Here is a 20,608-nt window from a genome sequence, read left to right on the forward strand (position 1 = left end):
ATCAGGCGGCGGTTTCGTCGACCAGCGCCATTTCACGGCTGGTCATGAGTTTTTCGATGTCCACCAGGATGAGCATCCGCTCACCGGCGGTGGCCAGGCCCAGCAGGTACTCGGTGTCGAAGCTGGCGGCGAATTCGGGGCGCGGCTTGATCTCCTCGCCGGCCAGGGCAATCACGTCGGAGACCGAGTCCACCACCGCGCCGACGATGCGCCGGCCGACGTTGAGGATGATCACCACGGTGAACTGGTCGTAGCTGATGTCGGCCAGATTGAACTTGATACGCAGGTCGACGATGGGAACGATCGCCCCGCGCAGGTTGATCACGCCCTTTATGAAGGTGGGGGCGTTGGCGATCGCCGTGACCTGGTCGTAGCCACGGATCTCCTGCACGCGCAGGATGTCGATGGCGTATTCCTCGCGGCCCAGGGTGAAGGTCAGGTACTCCTGCACCGGGCTGCTCGCCGCGTGGGCTTCAGCTGCGCTCATGGGTGGATTCTCCTTGTGCTGCCAGACGCGGCAGGGCATCGACATCGAGGATCAGGGCGACGCTGCCGTCTCCCATGATGGTGGCGCCGGCGATCCCATTGATCCGGCGGAAATTCTGTTCCAGGCTCTTGATCACCACCTGCTGCTGGCCGACCAGCTCGTCCACCTGCAGGGCGAAGCTCTTGCCTTCGGATTCGAGGATCACCACGATCCCCTGCTCCGGCGGCACCGGCGCGGCGCCGATGCGCAGCAGCTGGTTGAGGGAGAACAGCGGCAGGTATTCGCCGCGCACGCGGATCACCGTCGATTCCTCGCCGGCCAGCCCGCGCACGTCGTCGGCGCGGGCCTGCAGCGATTCGACGATGTAGGTCAGCGGCACCACGTAGTTGACCTTCTCCACGGCGACGATCAGGCCGTCGAGGATGGCCAGGGTCAGCGGCAGACGGATGCTCATGCGCGTGCCCATGCCGGGTGCGGAATCGATGTCGATCCGTCCGCCCATGGCCTGGATGTTGCGCCGCACCACGTCCATGCCCACGCCGCGGCCGGAGAGCTCGGTGACCGCCTCGGCGGTGGAGAAGCCGGGCATGAAGATCAGCTGCCAGACTTCTGAGTCGGTCATTGCGTCGTGCACCGGCAGGCCCTTTTCGCGGGCCTTGGCGAGGATGCGTTCGCGGGATAGACCACGGCCGTCATCGGAGATCTCCACCACCACGCTGCCGCCCTGATGGCTGGCGGCGAGCTTCACCGAGCCCTGGGCCGGCTTGCCGGCGGCCAGGCGTTCGGCGGGCGTCTCGATGCCGTGGTCGATGCTGTTGCGGACGATGTGGGTGAGCGGGTCGCTGAGCTTCTCGATGACGCTCTTGTCCAGCTCGGTGTGTTCGCCCTGGAGGATCAGTTCGACCTGCTTGCCCAGGCGCGCGGAGGTGTCGTGCACCAGGCGCGGGAAGCGGCTGAAGATGAAGCTGATCGGCAGCATGCGGATCGACATCACCGATTCCTGCAGGTCGCGGGTGTTGTGTTCCAGCTGCGCCAGAGCCTGCTGCAGACGTTCGAAGTGGGTGGGATCGAGGTCTTCGCTGAGCTGGCTGAGCATGGCCTGGGTGATCACCAGCTCGCCCACCAGGTTGATCAGGCTGTCGATCTTTTCGACGCTGACGCGGATGGAACTGGATTCGCTGTCGGCGCGGGCGGTCGGCTTGGCGACGGCGGCGGGTGCGGCCTTGGGTTGCTCGCTTGGCGCCGTAACCACTGCGGCGGCTGTGGGGGCGCCGGGTGCCTTGTCGAAGATACCGTAGGGCTCGACGGGTTTGACGTCCGGCGCGCCGGGGGCGTCGTCGAAGAAACCGAAGTCGTCGCTGCTGGCAACGGTTTCAGGTGCGCCGGGTGCATCGTCGAAGAAACCGAACGCGTCGTCCTCGCTGATACTGCTTTCAGCTGCCGGGACTTCGGCGAACAGGCCGCAGCCGTCATCGAGGGTGGCGGCGACAGGCTCCACCAGCCAGGCGCGCAGGCGTTCCACGGTGGCAGCCACCGGAACGTCCGGATCAGGTACCTGGCTGCGGTGCGCATCGAGCAGGCGCTGCAGGACGTCGCGGGCTTCGAGGAACACGCCGATCATGTCCACGTGCAGGGCGGTCTGCCCGCAGCGGATGCGGTCGAGCAGGGTTTCCAGCTCGTGGGTCACCGCGGTCAGGTCGTCGAAACCGAACATGCCGCTGGAGCCCTTGATCGAGTGGGCCGCGCGGAAAATGCCATTGAGCGTCTCGGCGTCCGGCTGGTCGAGGTCGAGCCCGATCAGCAGGAGTTCAAGGGTCGCCAGGTGCTCGTCGGTTTCCTCGAAGAACACCTGGAGGAACTGCTCCATTCCAGTGGCCATCGGCGATACCCCTAGGGCAGGACCTTGCGGGTGACTTCCAGCAGTTTCGGCGGGTCGAACGGCTTCACCAGCCAGCCGGTGGCGCCCGCGCTTTTGCCCTGTTGCTTCATGGCGTCGCTGGATTCGGTGGTGAGCATGAGGATCGGCGTGCCGCGGTAGCCAGCCATGTCGCGCAGGCTGCGGATCAGCGTCAGGCCGTCCATGTTCGGCATGTTCTGGTCGGTGAAGACCAGGTTGTAGGTCTTGCGCTGGGCCTTGCCCAGGCCGTCCTTGCCGTCCACGGCCTCGTCCACCTCGTAGCCGGCGGACTTGAGCGTAAAGCTCAGCATCTGCCGGATGGAGGCCGAGTCATCGACGATCAGAATCTGCTTTCCCATTGCGTTGGTTCTCCTCGGATTGCAATGCGTTTGCCTGTCGCCAGGCGCACAAGTGCTCGCGCCATCCCGGCGCGCGGAAAATGGTGTGGGGGGCTCAGCCGATCAGGGCGAGGTTGGCCAGGTATTCGAAGACGGACTGCAGCATGTCGGGGCTCCTGCGTTGCCTTCAGGTCAGAACAGTTCCACCTCGCCAGCGCTGAGGCTGGTCTGGGCGACCGGGTTGCTCAGGGGGCGGCTGAGCTCGGCGACTTCGCCGCGCAGGCGTTCGCTCCACTCGCCGGGTTCACGACCATCCAGCGCTCCCAGGCCGACGGCGAGCGCGCCAATGCGGGCGCTGTGCTTGCCGACCTGGCCGAGCAGCTGGCTGCTCATGTCCTGGAATTGCAGGGCAGTGACCGCGGCGTTGACGCCGTCGCCCACTTCCAGGGAGATGCGGTCCAGCTCCTGCACCACCTTCACGGTGTGCTGGTTCATTGCGTCGAGGTCGTCGAGCATGTGCTGGATCTTTTGCCGCGAATCCAGGGCGAAAGTCATGTCCTTGTCGGCCAGCTGGCTGATCGCGCCTTCGGCGTCCTTGATCTCGCGGTAGACCACGTCGACGTGCTCACGGATGGCCTGGGAGAAGTGCGTGGAGCGAGTCGACAGCGCGCGCACCTCGTCGGCTACCACGGCGAATCCACGGCCGCTCTCGCCGGCGCGGGCGGCCTCGATGGCGGCATTGAGGGCCAGCAGGTTGGTCTGCTTGGCGATGGCGTCCATGTCTTGGGTGGACTGCAGGATCTCGGCGATCTTGTGCGTCACGCGGTCCATGCGCTCCACCAGTTGCTGCGAGGTACGACTGGTCTCCAGAGTGGCTTCGACGAACAGCCCGAGGGTTTCCTGGGTGGCGTGGATGAAGCGCTGGAAGTCGATGTCGCCGTCCAGGTGGCCGCGCCCGTCGTAGCGCTCGATCAGCGAGTGGGACAGGCCGCGCTGAGTGTCGATGCGCTCGGCAAGGGCGTGGAAGCTGTCGGTCAGCTGGCGGATGGCCTGGTGCAGGAGGTTGTCGATCTGGTGGGTGTGGCCATTGAGCGAGGCCAGGTGGCCTTCCACGGCGTCCTGCAGCGGGCGCCAGTGCGGCAGCTCATCGGTCTGCAGGGTGGCGGCCTGGGCCTCGATGGCGGCCTTGCCGGCGCCGCCCAGCAGGCTGCACAGCACCAGGCTGGAGAGCCAGCCCACCGGCAGCATCCACCAGAACGGTACACCGACCGCGCAAAGCACGGCCACGATCGCCCACGGCAGGGTCTGGATAATGAGGCGCCGCGGCCAACCCTGGCCGTTCTCTTGAACCGCCTGGGGGTTCAACTGTGAATCGCGCATTGAAGTGCACTCCATTGCCGGGCGCCGGTAACCGGGCCAAACGGCTGCTGACAACGTCTTGAGCAGGAATTCGGCCCAGCGATTTAAAACTAGAGGGCGGCTCGGTGATGTCAAATTGACGGCATTTTCCTGCCAACCAACAGTGAGCCTTGATTTAGACGGGTTTTTGCTGGAATGACTGTTCGTCATGACTGTCCGGCGGGCGACGGGCGGTAGGGCGCAGGCCTTGTGTGACGCGGGTTGTAGCGATTTTTTGATGGCAAAACGTGCCCGCCGCAATGGCATCCGGAGCCAGTCGGCTGAGGGAGAGCGGAAGGTGGAAAGGCAGGAGCGGGTGAGGATGTCGAAGGGTGCGCTGGAACGGACTCCGTCCGCTCCAGCGCATCAAGGCTTACAGCGTGCCGAGCAGCTTGCGCGCGGCCTGGGTGTGGTCGGCGATCAGGCGCTTGAGGTCGAGGCCTTCGACTTCGCCGTCGATGACCCGCCAGGTGCCGCCGATCATGATCCGGTCGGCCTTGTCGGCGCCGCACAGCAGCAGGGCGGAAAGCGGGTCATGGCTGCCGGAGAAGCGCAGTTCGTCGAGCTTGAACAGCGCCAGGTCCGCCTGCTTGCCCACGGCCAGCTCGCCGATGTCGCTGCGGCCGATCAGCTTGGCCGAACCGCGGGTGGCCCAGCCCAGCGCGCGTTCCGGGGTGATCTGCTCGGCGCCGTAGCGCAGGCGCTGGATGTACAGGGCCTGGCGGGCTTCGAGGATCATGTTGGAGGCGTCGTTGGAGGCCGAGCCGTCCACGCCGATGCCCACCGGCGCGCCGGCCGCTTCCAGCGCCACGGTCGGGCAGATGCCCGAGGCCAGGCGCATGTTCGAGCTGGGGCAATGGCAGACCCCGGTGCCGGCTGCGCCGAGGCGGCGGATTTCCTCGTCATTGAAGTGGATGCCATGGGCCAGCCAGGTGCGCGGGCCGAGCCAGCCGACGCTGTCCAGGTAGTCCACGGTGCGTTGGCCGAAGCGCTGCAGGCAGAAGTCTTCCTCGTCGAGGGTTTCGGCGAGGTGGGTGTGCAGGCGCACGTCCTCGCGCTCGGCCAGCTCGGCGCTGGCGCGCATGATTTCCGGGGTGACCGAGAACGGCGAGCAGGGCGCCAGGGCGATCTGCACCTGCGCGCCTTCGCCGCGCTGGTGGTATTCGCGGATCAGGCGCTGGCTGTCCTCGAGGATGTCCTCGGCGCTCTGCACGGTCTGTTGTGGCGGCAGGCCGCCGTCGGCCTCGCCCAGGCTCATCGAGCCACGGGTGAGCATGGCGCGCATGCCCAGTTCCTGGACCACGCCAGCCTGCACGTCGATGGCCTGCTCGAGGCCGTCGGGGAACAGGTAGTGGTGGTCGGCGGCGGTGGTGCAGCCCGACAGCAGCAGTTCGGCCAGCGCCACCTTGGTGGCCACGCCGAGCTGCTCGGGGGTCAGGCGCGCCCACACCGGGTAGAGGGTCTTCAACCAGGGGAACAGCGGCTGGTTCACTACCGGCGCCCAGGCGCGGGTGAGGGTCTGGTAGAAGTGGTGGTGGGTGTTGATCAGGCCGGGCGTCAGCACGTGCTGGCTGGCGTCGAAGGTTTGTTGGCAGGGAGCCGAGGGCTGCTGGCCGGCGGCGACCAGTTCGACGATGCGGCCGTCCTGGACGACGATGCCGCCACGGGCGTCGAGGTCATTGGCGGTGAAGATGGCCAGCGGGTTGCGCAGCCAGAGACGCGGGGAAGACATGGGTGAGTTCTCCAAACGGACGGAGCCGTTCGTATCGAGCCGGCTCCATGGGGTCATGGGAAGCCAGCTCAGTGTTCACCCTGTCTGCTGATCCAGGTCCGTTGACCCGAGAGTCAGACGTGGGCGCATGGTAACGCCCACGGGGCTGGCCGTCACCAGTCGATCGTCGTTCCCTGGTAGTCCAGGTAGAACTGCCCGCCCTGGCCGGCGTGGCCTTCGACCTGATCGGCGAGGCCCTTCACGCTGGTCTGCACGTCCAGCGGCGCGGACTCGCCGCCCATATCGGTGCGCACCCAGCCCGGATGCAGGTTGAGCACGGTGATACCGGTTTCGCCCAGTTCGGCGACGAAACTGCGGGTCAGCGAGTTGAGCGCCGCCTTGCTCGCGCGGTACAGCGCCATGCCGCCCGATTCGTTGCCGGCGACGCTGCCCAGCTCGGACGTCATGAAGGCCAGTACGCCGTTGTCGGCATTCAGTCGCGGCAGCAGGCGTTCGGCCAGGCGCAGCGGGGCGATGGCGTTGACCAGGAACAACTGGCCGACATCGGCGAGGCTGGCGTCGATGCTCGACTGGTGCGGCGGGCCGTAGATGCCGGCGTTGATGTAGATGAGGTCGAAGCGCGAGCCGGCCAGGGCTTCGGCAAGGCGGTCCTGGGAGTGGATGTCGTCCAGCAGCAGGGCTTCCACCCGCACGGGCAGGTTCGCCAGTTCGCCAGGATGGACAACATCGCGCACGGTGGCGGTGACGTCCCAGCCACGCTCCAGCAGCTCGCGCACCAGGCCCAGGCCGAGGCCGCGCGAGGCGCCGATGATCAGGGCGGATTTGGCAGTGCTCATGGCGTTCTCCGGTGCCGTTGAAATGTCCTCAGCATACCCGCTCAGTTCTCCGCGCGCAGGCGGTCCAGACGCAAGCGGTCGCGCTCGTCGGTGAGCCGCTAGGCCGACAGCCAGACCGCGCCGAGAGCCGTGGCGAATCCAGCGGCGGCCAGCAGGAACATCAGCAGGATCTGGTAGCGCGTGGCGTCCAGCGGGTCCATGCCGGCGAGTATCTGCCCGGTCATGATCCCCGGCAGGGTGATGATTCCGGCGGCAGCCATCTGGTTCAGCGTCGGGATCATCCCGGTGTACAGCGCGCGGCGCAGTTCGCGCGCCTGCAGCGGGCCAAGGGGAATCTGCGGGAGGTTTATGGACGGGCTTCGGTGAAAAGGATGCCGGCGAGCATAACCGAGGGCGTGCAGCCGTATGCGGTCACACGCCCATCCACTGCTGCCAGTGCCCGAAACGACAAGGCCCGGCATGAGCCGGGCCTTGTGGATAAAAAGCCCCGGAGAGTGTGCGCCGGGGCCTGGGCAAAGAGCCCAATCAGTCGGTGGTGATCTTCGAGTGCTTCTGGGTGTCCTTCATGGTCACGTAGACCAGCAGCGAGCAGGCGATGCACGCGGTGACGTACCAGTAGAAGCCGCTCTCCATGCCGATGCTCTTGAACCACAGCGCCACGTACTCGGCGGTGCCGCCGAAAATGGATACGGTCAGCGCGTACGGCAGGCCCACGCCCAGGGCGCGGATTTCGGTGGGGAACAGCTCGGCCTTCACCACGGCGTTGATCGAGGTGTAGCCGCTGACGATGACCAGCGCGGCCATGATCAGGAAGAACGCGCCCCACCAGGTATCGATGGTGTGCAGGGTGCTGAGGATCGGGTAGGTGAAGATGGTGCCCAGTACGCCGAAGGCGATCAGGATCGGGCGACGGCCGATCTTGTCCGACAGCGCGCCGACGATGGGCTGCAGCAGCATGAACAGGAACAGGGTGGCCGCCGAGATCATGGTGGAGTCGTTCTTGCTCATCCCCACCGTGTTCACCAGGTACTTCTGCATGTAGGTGGTGTAGGTGTAGAAGGCCAGGGTCCCGCCCATGGTCAGGCCGACCACGGTCAGGACTTCCTTGGGATGGCGCATCAGCGAGCGCATCAGGCTTTCCTTGGGCTCTTCCTTCTTGGTGGTGAAGGACTCGGTCTCTTCCATGCCGCGACGCAGGAACATGGCGACGACCGCGCACAGCGCGCCGATGAAGAACGGCACACGCCAGCCCCAGCTTTCCAGTTGCTCGGTGGTCAGGGTCTGCTGCAGCACGATCAGAACTGCCAGGGCGATGAGCTGGCCGGAGATCAGGGTCACGTACTGGAAGCTGGAGAAGAAGCCGCGCTGCTCCTTGTTGGCCATCTCGCTCAGGTAGGTAGCGGAGGTGCCATATTCGCCGCCGACCGACAGGCCCTGCAGCAGGCGCGCGAGCACCAGCAGGATGGGGGCGCCGACGCCGATGGTTTCGTAGCTGGGGGTCAGGGCGATGATCAGCGAGCCGAAGCACATCAGCAGGACCGAGGCCAGCAGCGCCGCCTTGCGGCCCTTGCGGTCGGCGTAGATACCCATCAGCCAGCCGCCGATCGGGCGCATCAGGAAGCCCACGGCGAAGATCGCGGCAGTGTTCAGCAGCTGGGCGGTCATGTCGCCCTGGGGGAAGAACGCTTTGGCGAAGTACAGCGAGAAGGCGGCGTAGACGTACCAGTCGTACCACTCGACCAGGTTGCCCACCGAACCACTGAAGATCGACTTGATGCGCTGGGAAGTCGTGCGGGGTGCGGCAGAAGCGGAGACGGCGCTTGCGCTATCCATGGGTATTCCTCTTGTCGTTGTTGTCGTCAGGTGCGCGGACTGCGGAACGGCACACCGGCGCGCCGCGAGGGCGGCGCAGTGTCGAGGGCGATAGCAGGCAGCGTGCCAAGGCGCGAAAGTCGCGTGGTACAAGGGTTTCAGCGGTTTTCAAGGGATGTCGGCAGGCGAAGCGGCGCCTATCGCGGCGGGCGCTGAGCGGAAATCCGCCGACGCACAAGAGGTGCCGTGGCGTGGGCTCGATGCGCAATTCAGCCAATCGCGGACGGAGTCGGTATCCGCCGACACGGTCTACCGCTGGCGGAACAGATCCCCCGGCGTGAAGCCGAACAGCCCCTTGAACGACGCGATATACGCCGAGGTCGAGTCATACCCGCAATCCAGCGCCGCCGCTGTCACGCTGTCGCCCGCCTCAAGCGAGCCGAGGGAGGCAAGCAGTCGCTGGCGCTGGCGCCACAGGCGGAAGGTCATCCCGGTCTCACGCTGGAACAGCCGCGACAGGGTCTTCTCCGAGGTGCCGATGCGCTGCGCCCAGTCGCCCAGGGTGTGGCTGTCGGTGGGGTGGTCGATCAGTGTCTGGCACAACTGCAGCAGCCGGCCCTCCTGTGGCATCGGCAGGGAGAAGGCGACTTCCGGCAGGTCGCGCAACTGGTCCAGCAGCACTTCCACCAGCCGCGATTCGGCGCTGTCGCCCTGTGGATAATCCACCGGCAGCTCGCAGAAGCTCTTGATCAGCTCGCGCGCCAGCGGCGTCACCTCCAGTACCCGGCAGCGGTCCGGCGCCCACCGGCAGGCGTCGTCGCGGATGTACAGGCTGCGCATTTCCGCCTGGGTCGAGGTCACCACTTCATGGTCGAGAAAGGCCGGAATCCAGATCGCCCGCTGTGGCGGCGCGAAGAAACTGCCTTCGGCCGTATGCACACCCAGCACCCCGGTGATGGCGTAGGACAACTGCACCCAGGCGTGATGGTGCCTGCTGGTCCAGGAACCCGCGCGCAAACGCTCGGCGCGCGCATAGACCGGCCGCGGCAGGCGGTCGAGCACCGGGATCAGGCGTTGCAGTTCAGGAGCTTGTCCTTTCATCGGCATAGCGTTGGAAAATATCGCTGGAAAATCGAAGTCTGGCAGGCCGCCCCGTCCATCTCAAGCCGGATCAGAGCCGTTGCCGACGTGAACGGCGGCGTTCGAGCCCTGAAGGAAGCATCCGACAGCTCGACCGCCGGGCGGTCCGAGACACTCTGACAGGTGTGGTGAAGGCCCGTGTCTGGCATTATCCGCGCCCGGAAAAACGCGTGGTGTGTTCCGACGGCTGTTGTGTAGATTTCCCACAAGGTGGTTGTATACACAATTTGTGTTGATTCGTTTCAACACAGCTTTGTCATGTATCCAATCCTCTGGCCGGAGATCGCTATTGCAGTGCCTCCTGGTGGGGCTGATGCCCTCCAAACAGGCGAAGTTGTCCTGTGGGTCAGGAAATGGCCCGTCCCGTGCACCTGCGTCTTCCCTGCCAAAGGAGCGGACCTGAAGGGGTTCGTCATAAAAGTGGAACATCTGGTCAGGATTGGCGCCAATCTTGCTTTCCTCGCCAGGCCTGACCGACCGGACAGGTTCCACCGACAATTAAAAACGCAACACGACTGCACTGATTAGGAGCAACGCATGACTCGCACTCTCGCATCCCTGCTGCTCGCCGGCGGGCTGCTCGCGGCCGGGCAGGCCATGGCTGGCGGTGAAGACCTGACCCCGGCGCCGGCTTCCAATGACGGCCCGCTGATCTGGCACAACGAAAGCCTGACCTACCTGTGGGGCAAGAACTTCAAGGTAGACCCGCCGATCCAGCAGACCTTCACCTTCGAGAGCGCGAGCGCCTGGACCTGGGGCGACATCTGGTTCTTCGTCGACCAGATCAACTACAACGGCAAGGAAAGCGCCACCAACGGCAAGAACACCTACTACGGTGAGTTCAGCCCGCGCCTGTCGTTTGGCAAGATCACCGGCACCGACCTGTCCTTCGGCCCGGTCAAGGACGTGCTGCTGGCGACCACCTACGAGTTCGGCGAAGGCGACGTCGAGTCCTACCTGGTCGGTCCGGGCTTCGACCTGGCGCTGCCGGGCTTCGACTACTTCCAGCTGAACTTCTACTACCGCAAGCCTGATGGCAACCGCGTGCCGTCCGGCGCCTGGCAGATCACCCCGGCTTGGGCCATGACCTTCCCGGTGGGCAACTCCGACATCCTGTTCGACGGCTTCATGGACTGGGTCGTGAACAACAAGGACGCCAGCTCCAGCCACCGCAACCAGTCGGACTACCACGCCAACCTCCACTTCAACCCGCAGCTGAAGTACGACCTGGGCAAGTCCCTGGGCTACGAAGCCAAGCACCTTTACGTGGGTATCGAGTACGACTACTGGTCCGACAAGTACGGCATCAAGGATTCGCAGTACTTCACCACCGACCAGAACACCGTCAGCGCGCTGGTCAAGTACCACTTCTGATGTTCCCCTCCGACCCCGCCGCTTGGCGGGGTCGGTCTTTTCAGGCTTCTTACGGAAGTTTCGTGAGCCTGCAGCAACATCCTCGAATCTTTCGGAAATTGCCGACAGGCCATCCGGCTCACGGCCCATTGGTCGAGTTCGCGCCAACCTCTAGCTTTGCATCTCTTTTGCTTCACCTTAGGAGATGTGAGCCATGAAGAAACTGTTGATCGCGGCCATCGCCGCGAGCCTGGGCGCCCCTGTGCTGGCGGCGCCCCTCGGGCACCCCAGTATTCCGCCGACCGAAGTCCATGATGAAACCCATGCGGGTGGCTTCTACCAGGACGTCATCACCCGTTCCCGGCCGGCGCCCGTGAAAGAGGAGCCGAAAGAGGAACAGAAGGCCGTGGTCGCCGCCAACGATTGCGCGCCGCTGTGGGGCGGCGCTACGAAGGAGCAGAAGGATCAGGCGCAAGCCGCGAACGGAGCCGAGCAGGGTGACAAGGACCGCGCCGGCGCGATCATTCCGCTGCCGCCGACCTGCTCTGGCATGGGCCTGGCCACGCCGCTGTACGGCCAGTTGACCGTCGGTGAAGCCGTCGGCATCGGCGCCGCCGTTGTGGCCATTGGCGCTGCCATCGGCAACCACGGTGGTGGCGGCGGCCACCACAGCTCCGGCACCACCGGCACCACCAAGTGATGCCAGGCCCCCGGCTCTTTCCCGGGGGCTGCAGTGACCCGGGCGGGAGCCGGATCGCCTGGCGATCCCGGTTCCTGCCCTTTTTCACGCCTTGCGCTTGAATCCCGCCACCCGCCTGGGTTATCCATGCAGCGCCCCCGCTCAATGCACGGACATCCCGCATGACCCTCCAGGTACCCGCCCATACCGCGCCCAACGGCGAAAAGCCCGCCGGCCGCATTCGCCAGAAGAACGAGGAAGCCATCCTCGCCGCCGCCGAGGAGGAGTTCGCCCGCCACGGCTTCAAGGGCACCAGCATGAACACCATCGCCCAGCGCGTCGGCCTGCCCAAGGCCAACCTGCATTACTACTTCAGCAACAAGCTGGGGCTGTACGTGGCGGTGCTGAGCAACATCCTCGAACTGTGGGACAGCACCTTCAACCACCTCACCGTGGACGATGACCCGGCCGTCGCGTTGGCCACCTACATCCGCGCCAAGATGGAATTCTCCCGCCGTTACCCGCAGGCCTCGCGGGTATTCGCCATGGAGATCATCAGCGGCGGCGAATGCCTCTCCGAGCACTTCAGCCAGGACTACCGTACCTGGTTTGCCGGCCGTGCCGCGGTGTTCCAGGCCTGGATCGATGCCGGCAAGATGGACGCCGTGGACCCGGTGAACCTGATCTTCCTGATCTGGAGCAGCACCCAGCACTACGCGGACTTCGCCACCCAGATCGGCTTCGTCACCGGCCGCAAGCGCCTGTCCAGGCAGGACTTCAGTGATGCCAGCGACAACCTCATCCGTATCATCCTCAAGGGTTGCGGGCTGACGCCGCCGGCCTCGGCATGAGTTTCACCCTCGCCGGCCCCGCGGTTTACGAGGAAGACATCCGCAAGAGCCGCTTCCACTGCGTCGCCGCCCCCATTGCCAGTGAGGCCGAGGCCCAGGCGTTCCTTGCCGCCCATCGCGACCCCAGCGCCGGGCACAACTGCTGGGCCTGGAAGCTGGGCAACCAGTACCGCTTCAGCGACGACGGCGAGCCCGGTGGCACCGCCGGCCGGCCCATGCTGGTCGCCATCGAAGGTCAGCACATGGACCGCGTGGTGGTCTTGGTCAGCCGCTGGTTCGGTGGCATCAAGCTCGGCACCGGCGGCCTGGCCCGCGCCTACGGTGGCTGCGCGGCGAAATGCCTGCAGGACGCCGAGCGGATCGAACTGGTGCCCAGCAGCCGGCTGGCATTCGACTGCAGCTTCGCCGAGCACGCGCTGTTCAAGGCGCGGGTGCTGGCGCTCGGGGCCAGCGTCGAAGACGAAGCCTTTGGCACGGAAGGCGTGCGCATGACGCTGAACCTGCCGACCACCCAGGTCGAGCTGCTGCAGAAGTTGCTGGGTGACCTCAGCCGTGGTCGCGTGCAGGCGCAGTTGCTGGACGCCTGATTCTTCTCCCCAAACACCGTGGAACCACCTGTGGATAACCTGTGGCAGGACCTCTGCTGCCCACGTACTCCGCAGCCTTCAGCGCTTCGCTTGTTTTTTGATCAATTGCTCTCGGGCCTGTTGAGCAAAATATGAACAAGCTGTGGAAAAGGTGTGGGTGAAATACCCCCTGAATGTCGTCAGACGCCACTTCTGACCACTCGGTGAATTATTCATTGGATTGATGCAGGGCTTGCAGGGCCTGGGCTCGGGCTTTTTGACGGATTCGCGGGCGGCGTCCGGAGGGTTGGGGGCAAGTCTCTGGACAATCTGTGGGCAACTTGTGGGCAAGGTGTCTCGCCGGCGAGACACTTCGTGCGCTCAGCGGTCGTCATCACCCGCCGGCCGTAGCGAAAAGCCTGCCGCTTCGCCTGGAAAATCTGTGGATAACGCTGGGGAAAAGGCGCCGGCGCAAGGCCGGCGCCAAGGCTTCTCAAAGGCGGAATTGCGCCATCTGCCGCGCCAGGTCATCGGCCAGGTTGCGCAGCTCGCGGCATTGCTCGCGGCCGTGCTGAACTTCGCGGGTGGTGGCGTGGGCGAGGTCGGCGATGCCCTGCACGTTGCGGTTGATCTCCTCGGTCACCGCCGACTGTTCCTCGGTGGCCGTGGCGACCTGGTGGTTGATGTCGCTGATGCGCTCCACCTGGTCGGCGATGGCGCCCAGCGAGGCGCCGGCCTGTTCGCTGGCGGCCAGGCTCTGCCCGGTGGTCTGCTGGCTGGACTGCATCGAGCGGACCGCGGCCTCCGCGCCGCCCTTCAGGCGCTGGATGATCGTGAGGATTTCATCGGTCGAGCCCTGGGTGCGGCTGGCCAGCGTGCGTACCTCATCGGCCACCACGGCGAAGCCACGGCCCAGTTCGCCGGCGCGCGCCGCCTCGATGGCGGCGTTGAGGGCGAGCAGGTTAGTCTGCTCGGAAACGCCACGGATCACCGCCAGCACCTGGTCGATGCTCGCCACCTGGCCGGCCAGTTCGCCCACGGCACCGGCCGCTTCGCCGATCTCCCCGGACATGCGCTGGCCGACCTGCAGTGAGCCGCCGACTACGCGCCGTGCTTCGCCGGCTTCCTCACGCGCCTGCTGCGAGGCGCTGGCGGCCTGCTCGGCGTTACGGGCGATTTCCTGCACGGTGCTGCCCATTTCGTTCACCGCCGTGGCGACCATGTCGGTCATTTCCTGTTGGCGACCGGCGCGGTCGGCGGTGTTGTCCACCACTTGCGCCACTTCACCAACGGTGTGCCGCAGTTGCTGGCTGGTGCCGAGCACGGCGCCGATCAGCGCGCGTTGGCCCTCGAGGAAACGATTGAAGCCACGGGCCAGGTCGCCCAGTTCATCCGCACGGCTGTCGTCCAGGCGGCGGGTGAGATCACCACCGCCACCGCCGATCTCCAGCAACGCACGGGTGACCTGGCGGATCGGTCGGGCCAGGCTGCGCGCCATCAGCACCACCAGCGCCAGGCAGAGCAGGGCCACCACGGCGCCGGCGAGGCCGGAGAAGGCCAGCGCCTCGCGGGCGTCGGCGTAGATCTCCGCTTCCGGCACTTCGCTCACCAGGGTCCAGCCCAGGTCATGTAGCGGTAGGCTGGCGGCCAGGTAGTCCTCGCCGTCGCGCTCGAAGCGGGCGCTGTGGAAGCCCTGCTGGCCGAGCAGCGCGCTTGCGGCGCTGGCGCCGATCAGGTCGCCGAGGCTGCGCCCCTTGGGCAGCGAGGCGTCGGGATGGATCTGCACCTGGCCGTCGTTCTTCACCAGGTACACGCGCCCTGACCGGCCGAAGCGGAAATCGCGGATCAGCGTCGACAGCTCGCGCATCTCCAGGCCCAGCCCGGCGATGCCCAGCAGCTTGCCGTCGCGTTCCACGCGCTGGTCGATGAACAGCGCCAGTTCGCCGGTGCTGCCATCGGTGTCGATGTTCCACATGCGCGGCTTGCCGCTGTCGATGAACTGGAAGTACCAGCTGTCCTTCGGCTCGCTGCGGCTCAGCGTGCGCTCCTTGCCCTTGTCGCTGTAGTAGGCGCCGCTGGCGTTGGAGGTGATCAGCGCCGAGAAGGCCTTCTGGGAGGCGCGGATGCCGCCCAGGTAGCGGGTGAATTCGGCCAGCTTCTCCGGGCTTTCGCCGGCGGCCAGCCAGTCCTGCACCAGGGTGTTGTCGGCGATGCCGGCCGCTGCGGTGATGGGGCCGGTGAGACGTTTCTCGAAGTCGTTGGCGATGGCCTGGATGCTCGCCGGCAGCGCCTGTTCGAGCAGGTAACGCTCGCTCAGGCGATTGACCAGCACGGCATACAGGCCGAGGACGATGAGCAGGCTGATGAGCAGGGCGGCGCCCATGCTGAGGATGAGCTGGGTCTGGATACTTCGCAGGCGCATGTTCTTGTTTTCCTCCGAACGCACAACGAAACACCCGCCAGTGGCGGGCGAAGAGACGGGGTCGTTGAATGTATCGGCGGAGCCGGGAAAAACTGTTGTCCCGTTGGTCAGGTTTTTGCGTTTTCCGGCAGATCGCTGCACGAACCTTCGCTGCAGAGCGCGGCCCACTCCACGCCTTCGCGGGTCTGCCGGGCGGGGGCGTCCTGGTGATAGCGGGCGATGACCTGGGCGGCCACCGAGATGGCCACTTCCAGCGGGCGCTTGCCGGGGACTTCGGAGAGACCGATTGGGCAATGCATCTGCGCAATCAGCTCCTGTGGATAACCATGCTGTTCCAGCCTCATCTGGAAGCGCCGGGCCTTGGTGCGCGAGCCGATCATGCCGAGGAAGCCGGCGTCGCCGCGCTTTAGCACCGCCTCGGCGATGGCGTAGTCCAGCGGATGGTTGTGGGTCATGACCAGGAAGTAGCTGCCCGGCGGCGCTTCATGCACGGCATCTTCCGGCTCCTCCAGCAGGCGCATGCGCACGCCCTCGGGAACGGTCTGGGGAAACTCAGCCGCCCGGCTGTTCACCCACTCCAGGCGCAGCGGCAGCCCCGCCAGCAGCGGCGCCAGCGCACGGCCTACGTGGCCGGCGCCGAACAGCACCACCTGCGGTCCGCGCGCGGCAAAGCATTCGAACAGCAGGCTGGCGCGCCCGCCGCAGCATTGGCCCAGCCGCGCGCCGAGGGGGAAGTGCTCCAGTGCCTGGCTGTCCTTGCCGGCCAGCAGCAGCTGGCGCGCGTGCTCGATGGCGGCGAACTCCAGATGGCCGCCACCGATGGTGTCGAAGGCTTCCCCTGCAGTGACCAGCATCTTGCTGCCCGATTCGCGGGGCGTGGAGCCCTGCACGCCGATCACCGTGATCAGCACGTAGGGCTCGGCGCTGTCGCGCAGGCGGGCGATGGCGTCCATCCAGGTAGTGGTCATGGTTTCAGCTCCTGTGCCGACGACTTGCCCTCTCCCCAGCCCTCTCCCCAGCCCTCTCCCTGAAGGGAGAGGGAGCCGTCCTCTGCCTGTACTGAGCGCGGCAGGTCGTCGGGGACAATGGCCACCGGTTGGCGGCGCGATTGCGCCTCGCACCTATCCGTCCCCTCTCCCGCTTGCGGGAGAGGGTTAGGGAGAGGGGGCTCTTGCTGAGACTGGCGCATCGCCTCACAAGCCCAGAGCACCCGCTCTGGCGTCGCCGGCGTATCCAGGTCGGGGCTCAGGCGGTAATCGGCGAGGCTGGCGATGGCGTCGCGCAGCGCTGACCACACTGAGATCGCCAGCATGAACGGCGGTTCGCCCACGGCCTTGGACAGGTACACGCTGTCTTCCTCGTTGGGACGCTCGAACAGTGCCACGCGGAAGTCTTCCGGTGCGTCGCTCACCGCCGGGATCTTGTAGGTCGCCGGCCCCACGGTGAGCAGCTTGCCTGTGTCGTCCCAGCGCAGCTCCTCGGTGGTCAGCCAGCCCATGCCCTGGACGAATCCACCCTCGATCTGGCCGATGTCGATGGCCGGGTTCACGCTGCGGCCGACGTCGTGGAGGATGTCCACCCGAGGCACGCGGTACTCGCCGGTCAGCGTGTCCACTTCCACCTCGGACACTGCCGCGCCATAGGCGAAGTAGAAAAACGGATGGCCCTGGCCCTTCTCGCGGTCGTAGAAGATCTTCGGCGTGCGGTAGAAGCCGGTGGCGGAGAGCTGGATGCGCGCGAAGTAGGCCGCCTGGATGACTTCGGTGAAGCCCAGGTGCTGCGCCCCGACGGTCACGCCGCCGTGCTCGAAACGTATCTCCTGCGGCTTCACCCCATCGCGCTCAGCAAGGAAGTCGATCAGGCGCTTCTTCAGCGTGCGCGCGGCATCGCGGGCGGCCATGCCATTCAGGTCGGTGCCGCTGGAGGCGGCGGTGGGTGAGGTGTTGGGCACCTTGTCGGTGCGCGTGGCGGTGATCACCACGCGCTCCAGCGGCACCTGGAACTCCTCGGCGACGATCTGCGCGACCTTGGTGTTCAGGCCCTGGCCCATCTCGGTGCCGCCATGGTTCAGCTGGATGCTGCCGTCGGTGTAGAGGTGGACCAGCGCGCCCGCCTGGTTGAGGTGCTGCGCGGTGAAGGAGATGCCGAACTTCACTGGCGTCAGCGCCAGGCCCTTCTTCAGTGCCGGGCTCTGCGCATTGAACGCGTGGATCGCCGAGCGGCGCGCGGCATAGTCGCTGCTGTGCTCCAGCCGCGCGATCAGTTCGCCCAGCAGGTTGTGCTCGACCTTCTGGTGGTAGGGCGTCAGCTCCCTGCCCATTCCGCCGTAAAGGTTGAGCTTGCGCACCTCCAGCGGGTCCTTGCCCACCGCGCGGGCGATGTCGTCCATGGCGCGCTCGATGATCATCATCCCCTGCGGCCCGCCGAAGCCGCGGAAGGCGGTGTGCGAGACGATGTTGGTGAAACTGCGGTAGCCGGAGATGGCGACGTCGGGGATGAAGTAGGCGTTGTCGGCATGGAACATCGCGCGGTCGACGATGGCGTCGGAGAGGTCCGGCGAATGCCCGCAGTCGCCCACCAGGTCGAGTTGCGCGGCGAGCAGCCGGCCGCCGTCGTCGAAGCCGATGCGGTAGCGGTTGTGGAACGGGTGGCGCTTGCCGGTCAGGCGCATGTCCTCGGCGCGCGGCAGGCGCAGCTTGACCGCGCGGCCGGTCTTGTTCGCCAGCAGCGCGGCGAGGCAGGCGAAGGGCGCGGCCTGGGTTTCCTTGCCGCCGAAACCACCGCCCATGCGCCGCACTTCCACTGTGACCTTGGCCAGTGGGATGGCCAGCACTTCGGCTACCAGCTTCTGCACTTCGCTCGGGTGCTGGCTGGAGGTGTGCACCAGCATGCCGCCGTCGTCGCCGGGCAGGGCGAGCGAGGCCTGGCCCTCGAGGTAGAAATGCTCCTGGCCGCCGATGAACTGGCGGGCTTCCAGCACCTGCGGAGCGTTTTCCAGCGCTGCCTGCGCATCGCCCCGGCGCATGTGGTGCGGCGGGCGCACGAAGCGTTCCTCGGCCTTGGCCCGCAGCGGGTCGATCAGCGGATCCTCCTTCGCGTATTCGACTTTCGCCAGACGCACTGCCCGACGCGCCTGGATCAGGCTTTGCGCGGCAACCGCGAACAGCGCCTGGCCGTGGTACTTCACCCGCTCGCCCGCCAACAGCGGGTCGCCGGGGAACACCGGGCCGATGTCGGTGTGGCCGGGTACGTCGTCCAGGGTCAGTACGGCCGCCACGCCGGGCGCGTTGCGCACGGCGTCGAGGTCAAGCGAGAGCACGGCACCGCAGGCGATTTCAGTCAGGCCGACGGCGGCGTGCAGCAGGTCGCGCGGCTCCTTCAGGTCGTCCACATAGCGCGCGGCGCCGCTCACGTGCAGCGTGGCGCTGTCGTGCTCGCGGGGTTCGCCCGCGCTGTGGATGGCGACCGTGACGCCGTTGCTGGCCAGCGGTGGCAGGCTACGCATGGCGCACCTCCGCAGGGCTTTGGGTCCATTCCAGTAGTGCGCGCTGTAACAGGTTCTGTGCCACCTTCAGCCGATAGGCGGCGCTGGCGCGCAGGTCGTCGATGGGCTGGAAATCCTGCGGGATCGCCGCTTGTGCGACGGCCATGGCGGCGGGGTCGAAGGGCCTGCCGCGCAGGGCTGCTTCGGTCTTTGCGCCGCGCAAGGGGGTAGCCGCCATGCCGCCGCAGGCAAGGCGCACGTCAGTGACGATGCCGGCATCGTCGAAGTCCAGGCGCAGGGCCAGGCAGACGGCGGAAATATCGTCGTCGCGGCGTTTGGAAATCTTGTCGACGCGGAACCGCTGGTTGCCGCGCAGGTGCGGAATCAGCAGCGCTTCGATGTACTCGCCGGGTTGCAGGAGTGTCTGCCGGTAGCCGGTGAAGAAGCCGTCGATGGCGACCTCGCGCACAGCTCCCTCCTTGCGCAGGCGCAGCCGGGCATCCAGTGCCAGCAGCACCGGTGGCATGTCGCCGATGGGCGAGGCGTTGGCGACATTGCCGCCCAGCGTGCCGCGCTGGCGAATCTGCAGCGAGCCCAGGCGTTCCAGCAGGGCGGCGACGCCGGGGAATTCCTCCAGGGCTTCGAGGCAGTCGGCGTAGGTCCGCGCCGCACCAATCAGCAGGTGCTCAGGGTGGACTTCAAGGCGCTGCAGTTCGCTCACCCGGTCGAGGTGGATCAGCGCCGGGAAGGTCTTCAGGTTCTGCGTGGCTTCCAGCGCCAGGTCGGTGCCGCCGGCGATCAGTCGTGCCTGCGGATGGCGTTGCAGCAGTTCGTCGAGTTCATCCAGCGAGGTTGGCAGCCAGGCCTGCGCTTCACCTTCGCGCAGGCTTGCGCCTGTGGATATCTCCCGAAGACGGGCGACGGTGAAGGCGGTGTTCTGGGCGAAGCGGTCGTGGCAGGGCTGCCCGGCGATCTGCGCAGCGGCGTCGAGAATCGGCCGGTAGCCGGTGCAGCGGCAGAGGTTGCCGGAGAGCGCGGTCAGTGCCGTCTCGCGGTCGTGCGGTGGCGGTGCGTGGCGCCAGGCGAACAGCGACATGACGATGCCCGGCGTGCAGAAGCCGCACTGTGAGCCGTGGCAGTCCACCATCGCCTGTTGCACCGGGTGCAGCGCGCCGGGTTCGCCAAGGTGCTCCACGGTCAGCACCTGGCGCCCGTGAACCGCACCCAGCAGCGTGATGCAGGCGTTCACCGCGCGATAGCGCAGCGCTTCGCCTTCAGGCTCGGCGAGCACCACGGTGCAGGCGCCGCAGTCACCCGAGGCGCAGCCCTCCTTGGTGCCGGTGCGCGCGCGGTGGATGCGCAGGTAGTCGAGCAGGCTGGTCTCGGGCGCGAAGCCGTCGGCCTGGACCGTTTCGTCGCCGAGCAGGAACTGGATCATCGGGAGTCCTCGTCGTCATGCGTGCGGCCGCGCCGCGCCGCGAAGGCTGTCCGTAAGCTCGAGAGCCGCGTGCGAAGGGCTCTCAGGCACAAGCATAGGCTCGCGGGCAGGCTTGACCAGTGGGGCAGGAAAACCGCTTCGCTCGAAAAGCTTCGAAGCACCGTACGTCGCGACT

General features: G+C 66.4%; 17 protein-coding genes and 1 pseudogene. 4 read left to right on the plus strand and 14 right to left on the minus strand.

Going from position 1 to position 20,608, the window contains the following annotated elements; genetic code table 11:
* Position 1: 1 nt before the first annotated feature.
* The 9 genes from IB275_RS00670 to IB275_RS00710 all read right to left on the minus strand — a co-directional run bounded on the left by IB275_RS00670 (position 2) and on the right by IB275_RS00710 (position 9,607).
* Positions 2-487: a chemotaxis protein CheW gene (locus tag IB275_RS00670; protein WP_192294209.1), complete on the minus strand. Its 486-nt coding sequence runs from the start codon at positions 485-487 to the stop codon at positions 2-4.
* Entirely contained in the window at positions 474-2,366 is a 1,893-nt protein-coding gene (locus tag IB275_RS00675; protein ID WP_192294207.1) for a chemotaxis protein CheA, read from the minus strand. The genes IB275_RS00670 and IB275_RS00675 overlap by 14 nt, the downstream gene beginning before the upstream one ends.
* Positions 2,367-2,377: 11 nt before the next feature.
* Positions 2,378-2,743 (minus strand): response regulator, encoded by a 366-nt coding sequence (locus tag IB275_RS00680; RefSeq protein ID WP_045213473.1) that lies wholly within the window; start codon positions 2,741-2,743, stop codon positions 2,378-2,380.
* 171 nt (positions 2,744-2,914) lie between these two features.
* Positions 2,915-4,387 (minus strand): methyl-accepting chemotaxis protein, encoded by a 1,473-nt coding sequence (locus IB275_RS00685; protein ID WP_412548194.1) that lies wholly within the window; start codon positions 4,385-4,387, stop codon positions 2,915-2,917.
* 106 nt (positions 4,388-4,493) lie between these two features.
* Complete coding sequence (locus tag IB275_RS00690; protein ID WP_192294205.1) at positions 4,494-5,852, minus strand: 8-oxoguanine deaminase; 1,359 nt, start codon at positions 5,850-5,852, stop codon at positions 4,494-4,496.
* 152 nt (positions 5,853-6,004) lie between these two features.
* Positions 6,005-6,688 carry an SDR family oxidoreductase gene (locus tag IB275_RS00695; protein ID WP_192294203.1) on the minus strand — a complete coding sequence of 228 codons (684 nt, stop codon included), beginning with the start codon at positions 6,686-6,688 and terminating at the stop codon, positions 6,005-6,007.
* A gap of 98 nt (positions 6,689-6,786) precedes the next feature.
* Positions 6,787-6,969: an ABC transporter permease gene (locus tag IB275_RS00700; protein ID WP_494514421.1), complete on the minus strand. Its 183-nt coding sequence runs from the start codon at positions 6,967-6,969 to the stop codon at positions 6,787-6,789.
* Between the two features lie 244 nt (positions 6,970-7,213).
* Positions 7,214-8,521, minus strand: a complete 1,308-nt coding sequence (locus IB275_RS00705) for an MFS transporter (protein ID WP_081518851.1) — start codon at positions 8,519-8,521, stop codon at positions 7,214-7,216.
* A gap of 288 nt (positions 8,522-8,809) precedes the next feature.
* On the minus strand, positions 8,810-9,607 hold the full coding sequence (locus IB275_RS00710) for an AraC family transcriptional regulator (protein WP_139791593.1): 798 nt from the start codon (positions 9,605-9,607) through the stop codon (positions 8,810-8,812).
* A gap of 570 nt (positions 9,608-10,177) precedes the next feature.
* Between IB275_RS00710 and IB275_RS00715 the strand changes: the two genes are divergently transcribed.
* From IB275_RS00715 to IB275_RS00730, 4 genes are all read left to right on the plus strand, one after another.
* Positions 10,178-11,014, plus strand: a complete 837-nt coding sequence (locus IB275_RS00715) for an outer membrane protein OmpK (RefSeq protein WP_192294201.1) — start codon at positions 10,178-10,180, stop codon at positions 11,012-11,014.
* Positions 11,015-11,207: 193 nt separating this feature from the next.
* Positions 11,208-11,693 (plus strand): hypothetical protein, encoded by a 486-nt coding sequence (locus IB275_RS00720; RefSeq protein ID WP_192294199.1) that lies wholly within the window; start codon positions 11,208-11,210, stop codon positions 11,691-11,693.
* Between the two features lie 161 nt (positions 11,694-11,854).
* Positions 11,855-12,523, plus strand: coding sequence for a TetR/AcrR family transcriptional regulator (locus IB275_RS00725; RefSeq protein ID WP_192294197.1), 669 nt, complete (start codon positions 11,855-11,857; stop codon positions 12,521-12,523).
* On the plus strand, positions 12,520-13,110 hold the full coding sequence (locus IB275_RS00730) for an IMPACT family protein (RefSeq protein WP_192294195.1): 591 nt from the start codon (positions 12,520-12,522) through the stop codon (positions 13,108-13,110). Before IB275_RS00725 ends, IB275_RS00730 begins: the two co-directional genes overlap by 4 nt.
* A gap of 472 nt (positions 13,111-13,582) precedes the next feature.
* Here IB275_RS00730 and IB275_RS00735 read toward each other — a convergent pair whose 3' ends face one another.
* From IB275_RS00735 to xdhA, 5 genes and pseudogenes are all read right to left on the minus strand, one after another.
* The gene (locus tag IB275_RS00735; RefSeq protein WP_412548196.1) at positions 13,583-14,320 is read right to left on the minus strand and encodes a methyl-accepting chemotaxis protein; all 738 of its coding nucleotides are present in this window, start codon (positions 14,318-14,320) and stop codon (positions 13,583-13,585) included.
* Positions 14,321-14,497: 177 nt separating this feature from the next.
* Positions 14,498-15,511: pseudogene (locus tag IB275_RS00740) on the minus strand (cache domain-containing protein); the annotation flags it as partial.
* 107 nt (positions 15,512-15,618) lie between these two features.
* A complete protein-coding gene (xdhC, locus tag IB275_RS00745; RefSeq protein ID WP_192294191.1) occupies positions 15,619-16,479 on the minus strand; it encodes a xanthine dehydrogenase accessory protein XdhC in 861 nt (286 codons plus the stop codon).
* Complete coding sequence (xdhB, locus tag IB275_RS00750; protein WP_192294189.1) at positions 16,476-19,016, minus strand: xanthine dehydrogenase molybdopterin binding subunit; 2,541 nt, start codon at positions 19,014-19,016, stop codon at positions 16,476-16,478. The genes xdhC and xdhB overlap by 4 nt, the downstream gene beginning before the upstream one ends.
* Entirely contained in the window at positions 19,009-20,433 is a 1,425-nt protein-coding gene (gene xdhA / locus IB275_RS00755) for a xanthine dehydrogenase small subunit (protein ID WP_192294182.1), read from the minus strand. Before xdhA ends, xdhB begins: the two co-directional genes overlap by 8 nt.
* Positions 20,434-20,608: the final 175 nt, after the last annotated feature.

Source organism: Pseudomonas sp. PDM21, from assembly GCF_014852505.2.
Classification (GTDB): domain Bacteria; phylum Pseudomonadota; class Gammaproteobacteria; order Pseudomonadales; family Pseudomonadaceae; genus Pseudomonas.

Excerpts from the sequence above, each read along its gene's own strand:
- IB275_RS00670 (WP_192294209.1), bottom strand. The coding sequence starts at position 487 with ATGAGCGCAGCTGAAGCCCACGCGGCGAGCAGCCCGGTGCAGGAGTAC.
- IB275_RS00675 (WP_192294207.1), bottom strand. The coding sequence starts at position 2,366 with ATGGCCACTGGAATGGAGCAGTTCCTCCAGGTGTTCTTCGAGGAAACC.
- IB275_RS00680 (WP_045213473.1), bottom strand. The coding sequence starts at position 2,743 with ATGGGAAAGCAGATTCTGATCGTCGATGACTCGGCCTCCATCCGGCAG.
- IB275_RS00685 (WP_412548194.1), bottom strand. The coding sequence starts at position 4,387 with ATGCCATTGCGGCGGGCACGTTTTGCCATCAAAAAATCGCTACAACCC.
- IB275_RS00690 (WP_192294205.1), bottom strand. The coding sequence starts at position 5,852 with ATGTCTTCCCCGCGTCTCTGGCTGCGCAACCCGCTGGCCATCTTCACC.
- IB275_RS00695 (WP_192294203.1), bottom strand. The coding sequence starts at position 6,688 with ATGAGCACTGCCAAATCCGCCCTGATCATCGGCGCCTCGCGCGGCCTC.
- IB275_RS00700 (WP_494514421.1), bottom strand. The coding sequence starts at position 6,969 with ATGATCCCGACGCTGAACCAGATGGCTGCCGCCGGAATCATCACCCTG.
- IB275_RS00705 (WP_081518851.1), bottom strand. The coding sequence starts at position 8,521 with ATGGATAGCGCAAGCGCCGTCTCCGCTTCTGCCGCACCCCGCACGACT.
- IB275_RS00710 (WP_139791593.1), bottom strand. The coding sequence starts at position 9,607 with ATGCCGATGAAAGGACAAGCTCCTGAACTGCAACGCCTGATCCCGGTG.
- IB275_RS00715 (WP_192294201.1), top strand. The coding sequence starts at position 10,178 with ATGACTCGCACTCTCGCATCCCTGCTGCTCGCCGGCGGGCTGCTCGCG.
- IB275_RS00720 (WP_192294199.1), top strand. The coding sequence starts at position 11,208 with ATGAAGAAACTGTTGATCGCGGCCATCGCCGCGAGCCTGGGCGCCCCT.
- IB275_RS00725 (WP_192294197.1), top strand. The coding sequence starts at position 11,855 with ATGACCCTCCAGGTACCCGCCCATACCGCGCCCAACGGCGAAAAGCCC.
- IB275_RS00730 (WP_192294195.1), top strand. The coding sequence starts at position 12,520 with ATGAGTTTCACCCTCGCCGGCCCCGCGGTTTACGAGGAAGACATCCGC.
- IB275_RS00735 (WP_412548196.1), bottom strand. The coding sequence starts at position 14,320 with ATGACCGACATGGTCGCCACGGCGGTGAACGAAATGGGCAGCACCGTG.
- xdhC (WP_192294191.1), bottom strand. The coding sequence starts at position 16,479 with ATGACCACTACCTGGATGGACGCCATCGCCCGCCTGCGCGACAGCGCC.
- xdhB (WP_192294189.1), bottom strand. The coding sequence starts at position 19,016 with ATGCGTAGCCTGCCACCGCTGGCCAGCAACGGCGTCACGGTCGCCATC.
- xdhA (WP_192294182.1), bottom strand. The coding sequence starts at position 20,433 with ATGATCCAGTTCCTGCTCGGCGACGAAACGGTCCAGGCCGACGGCTTC.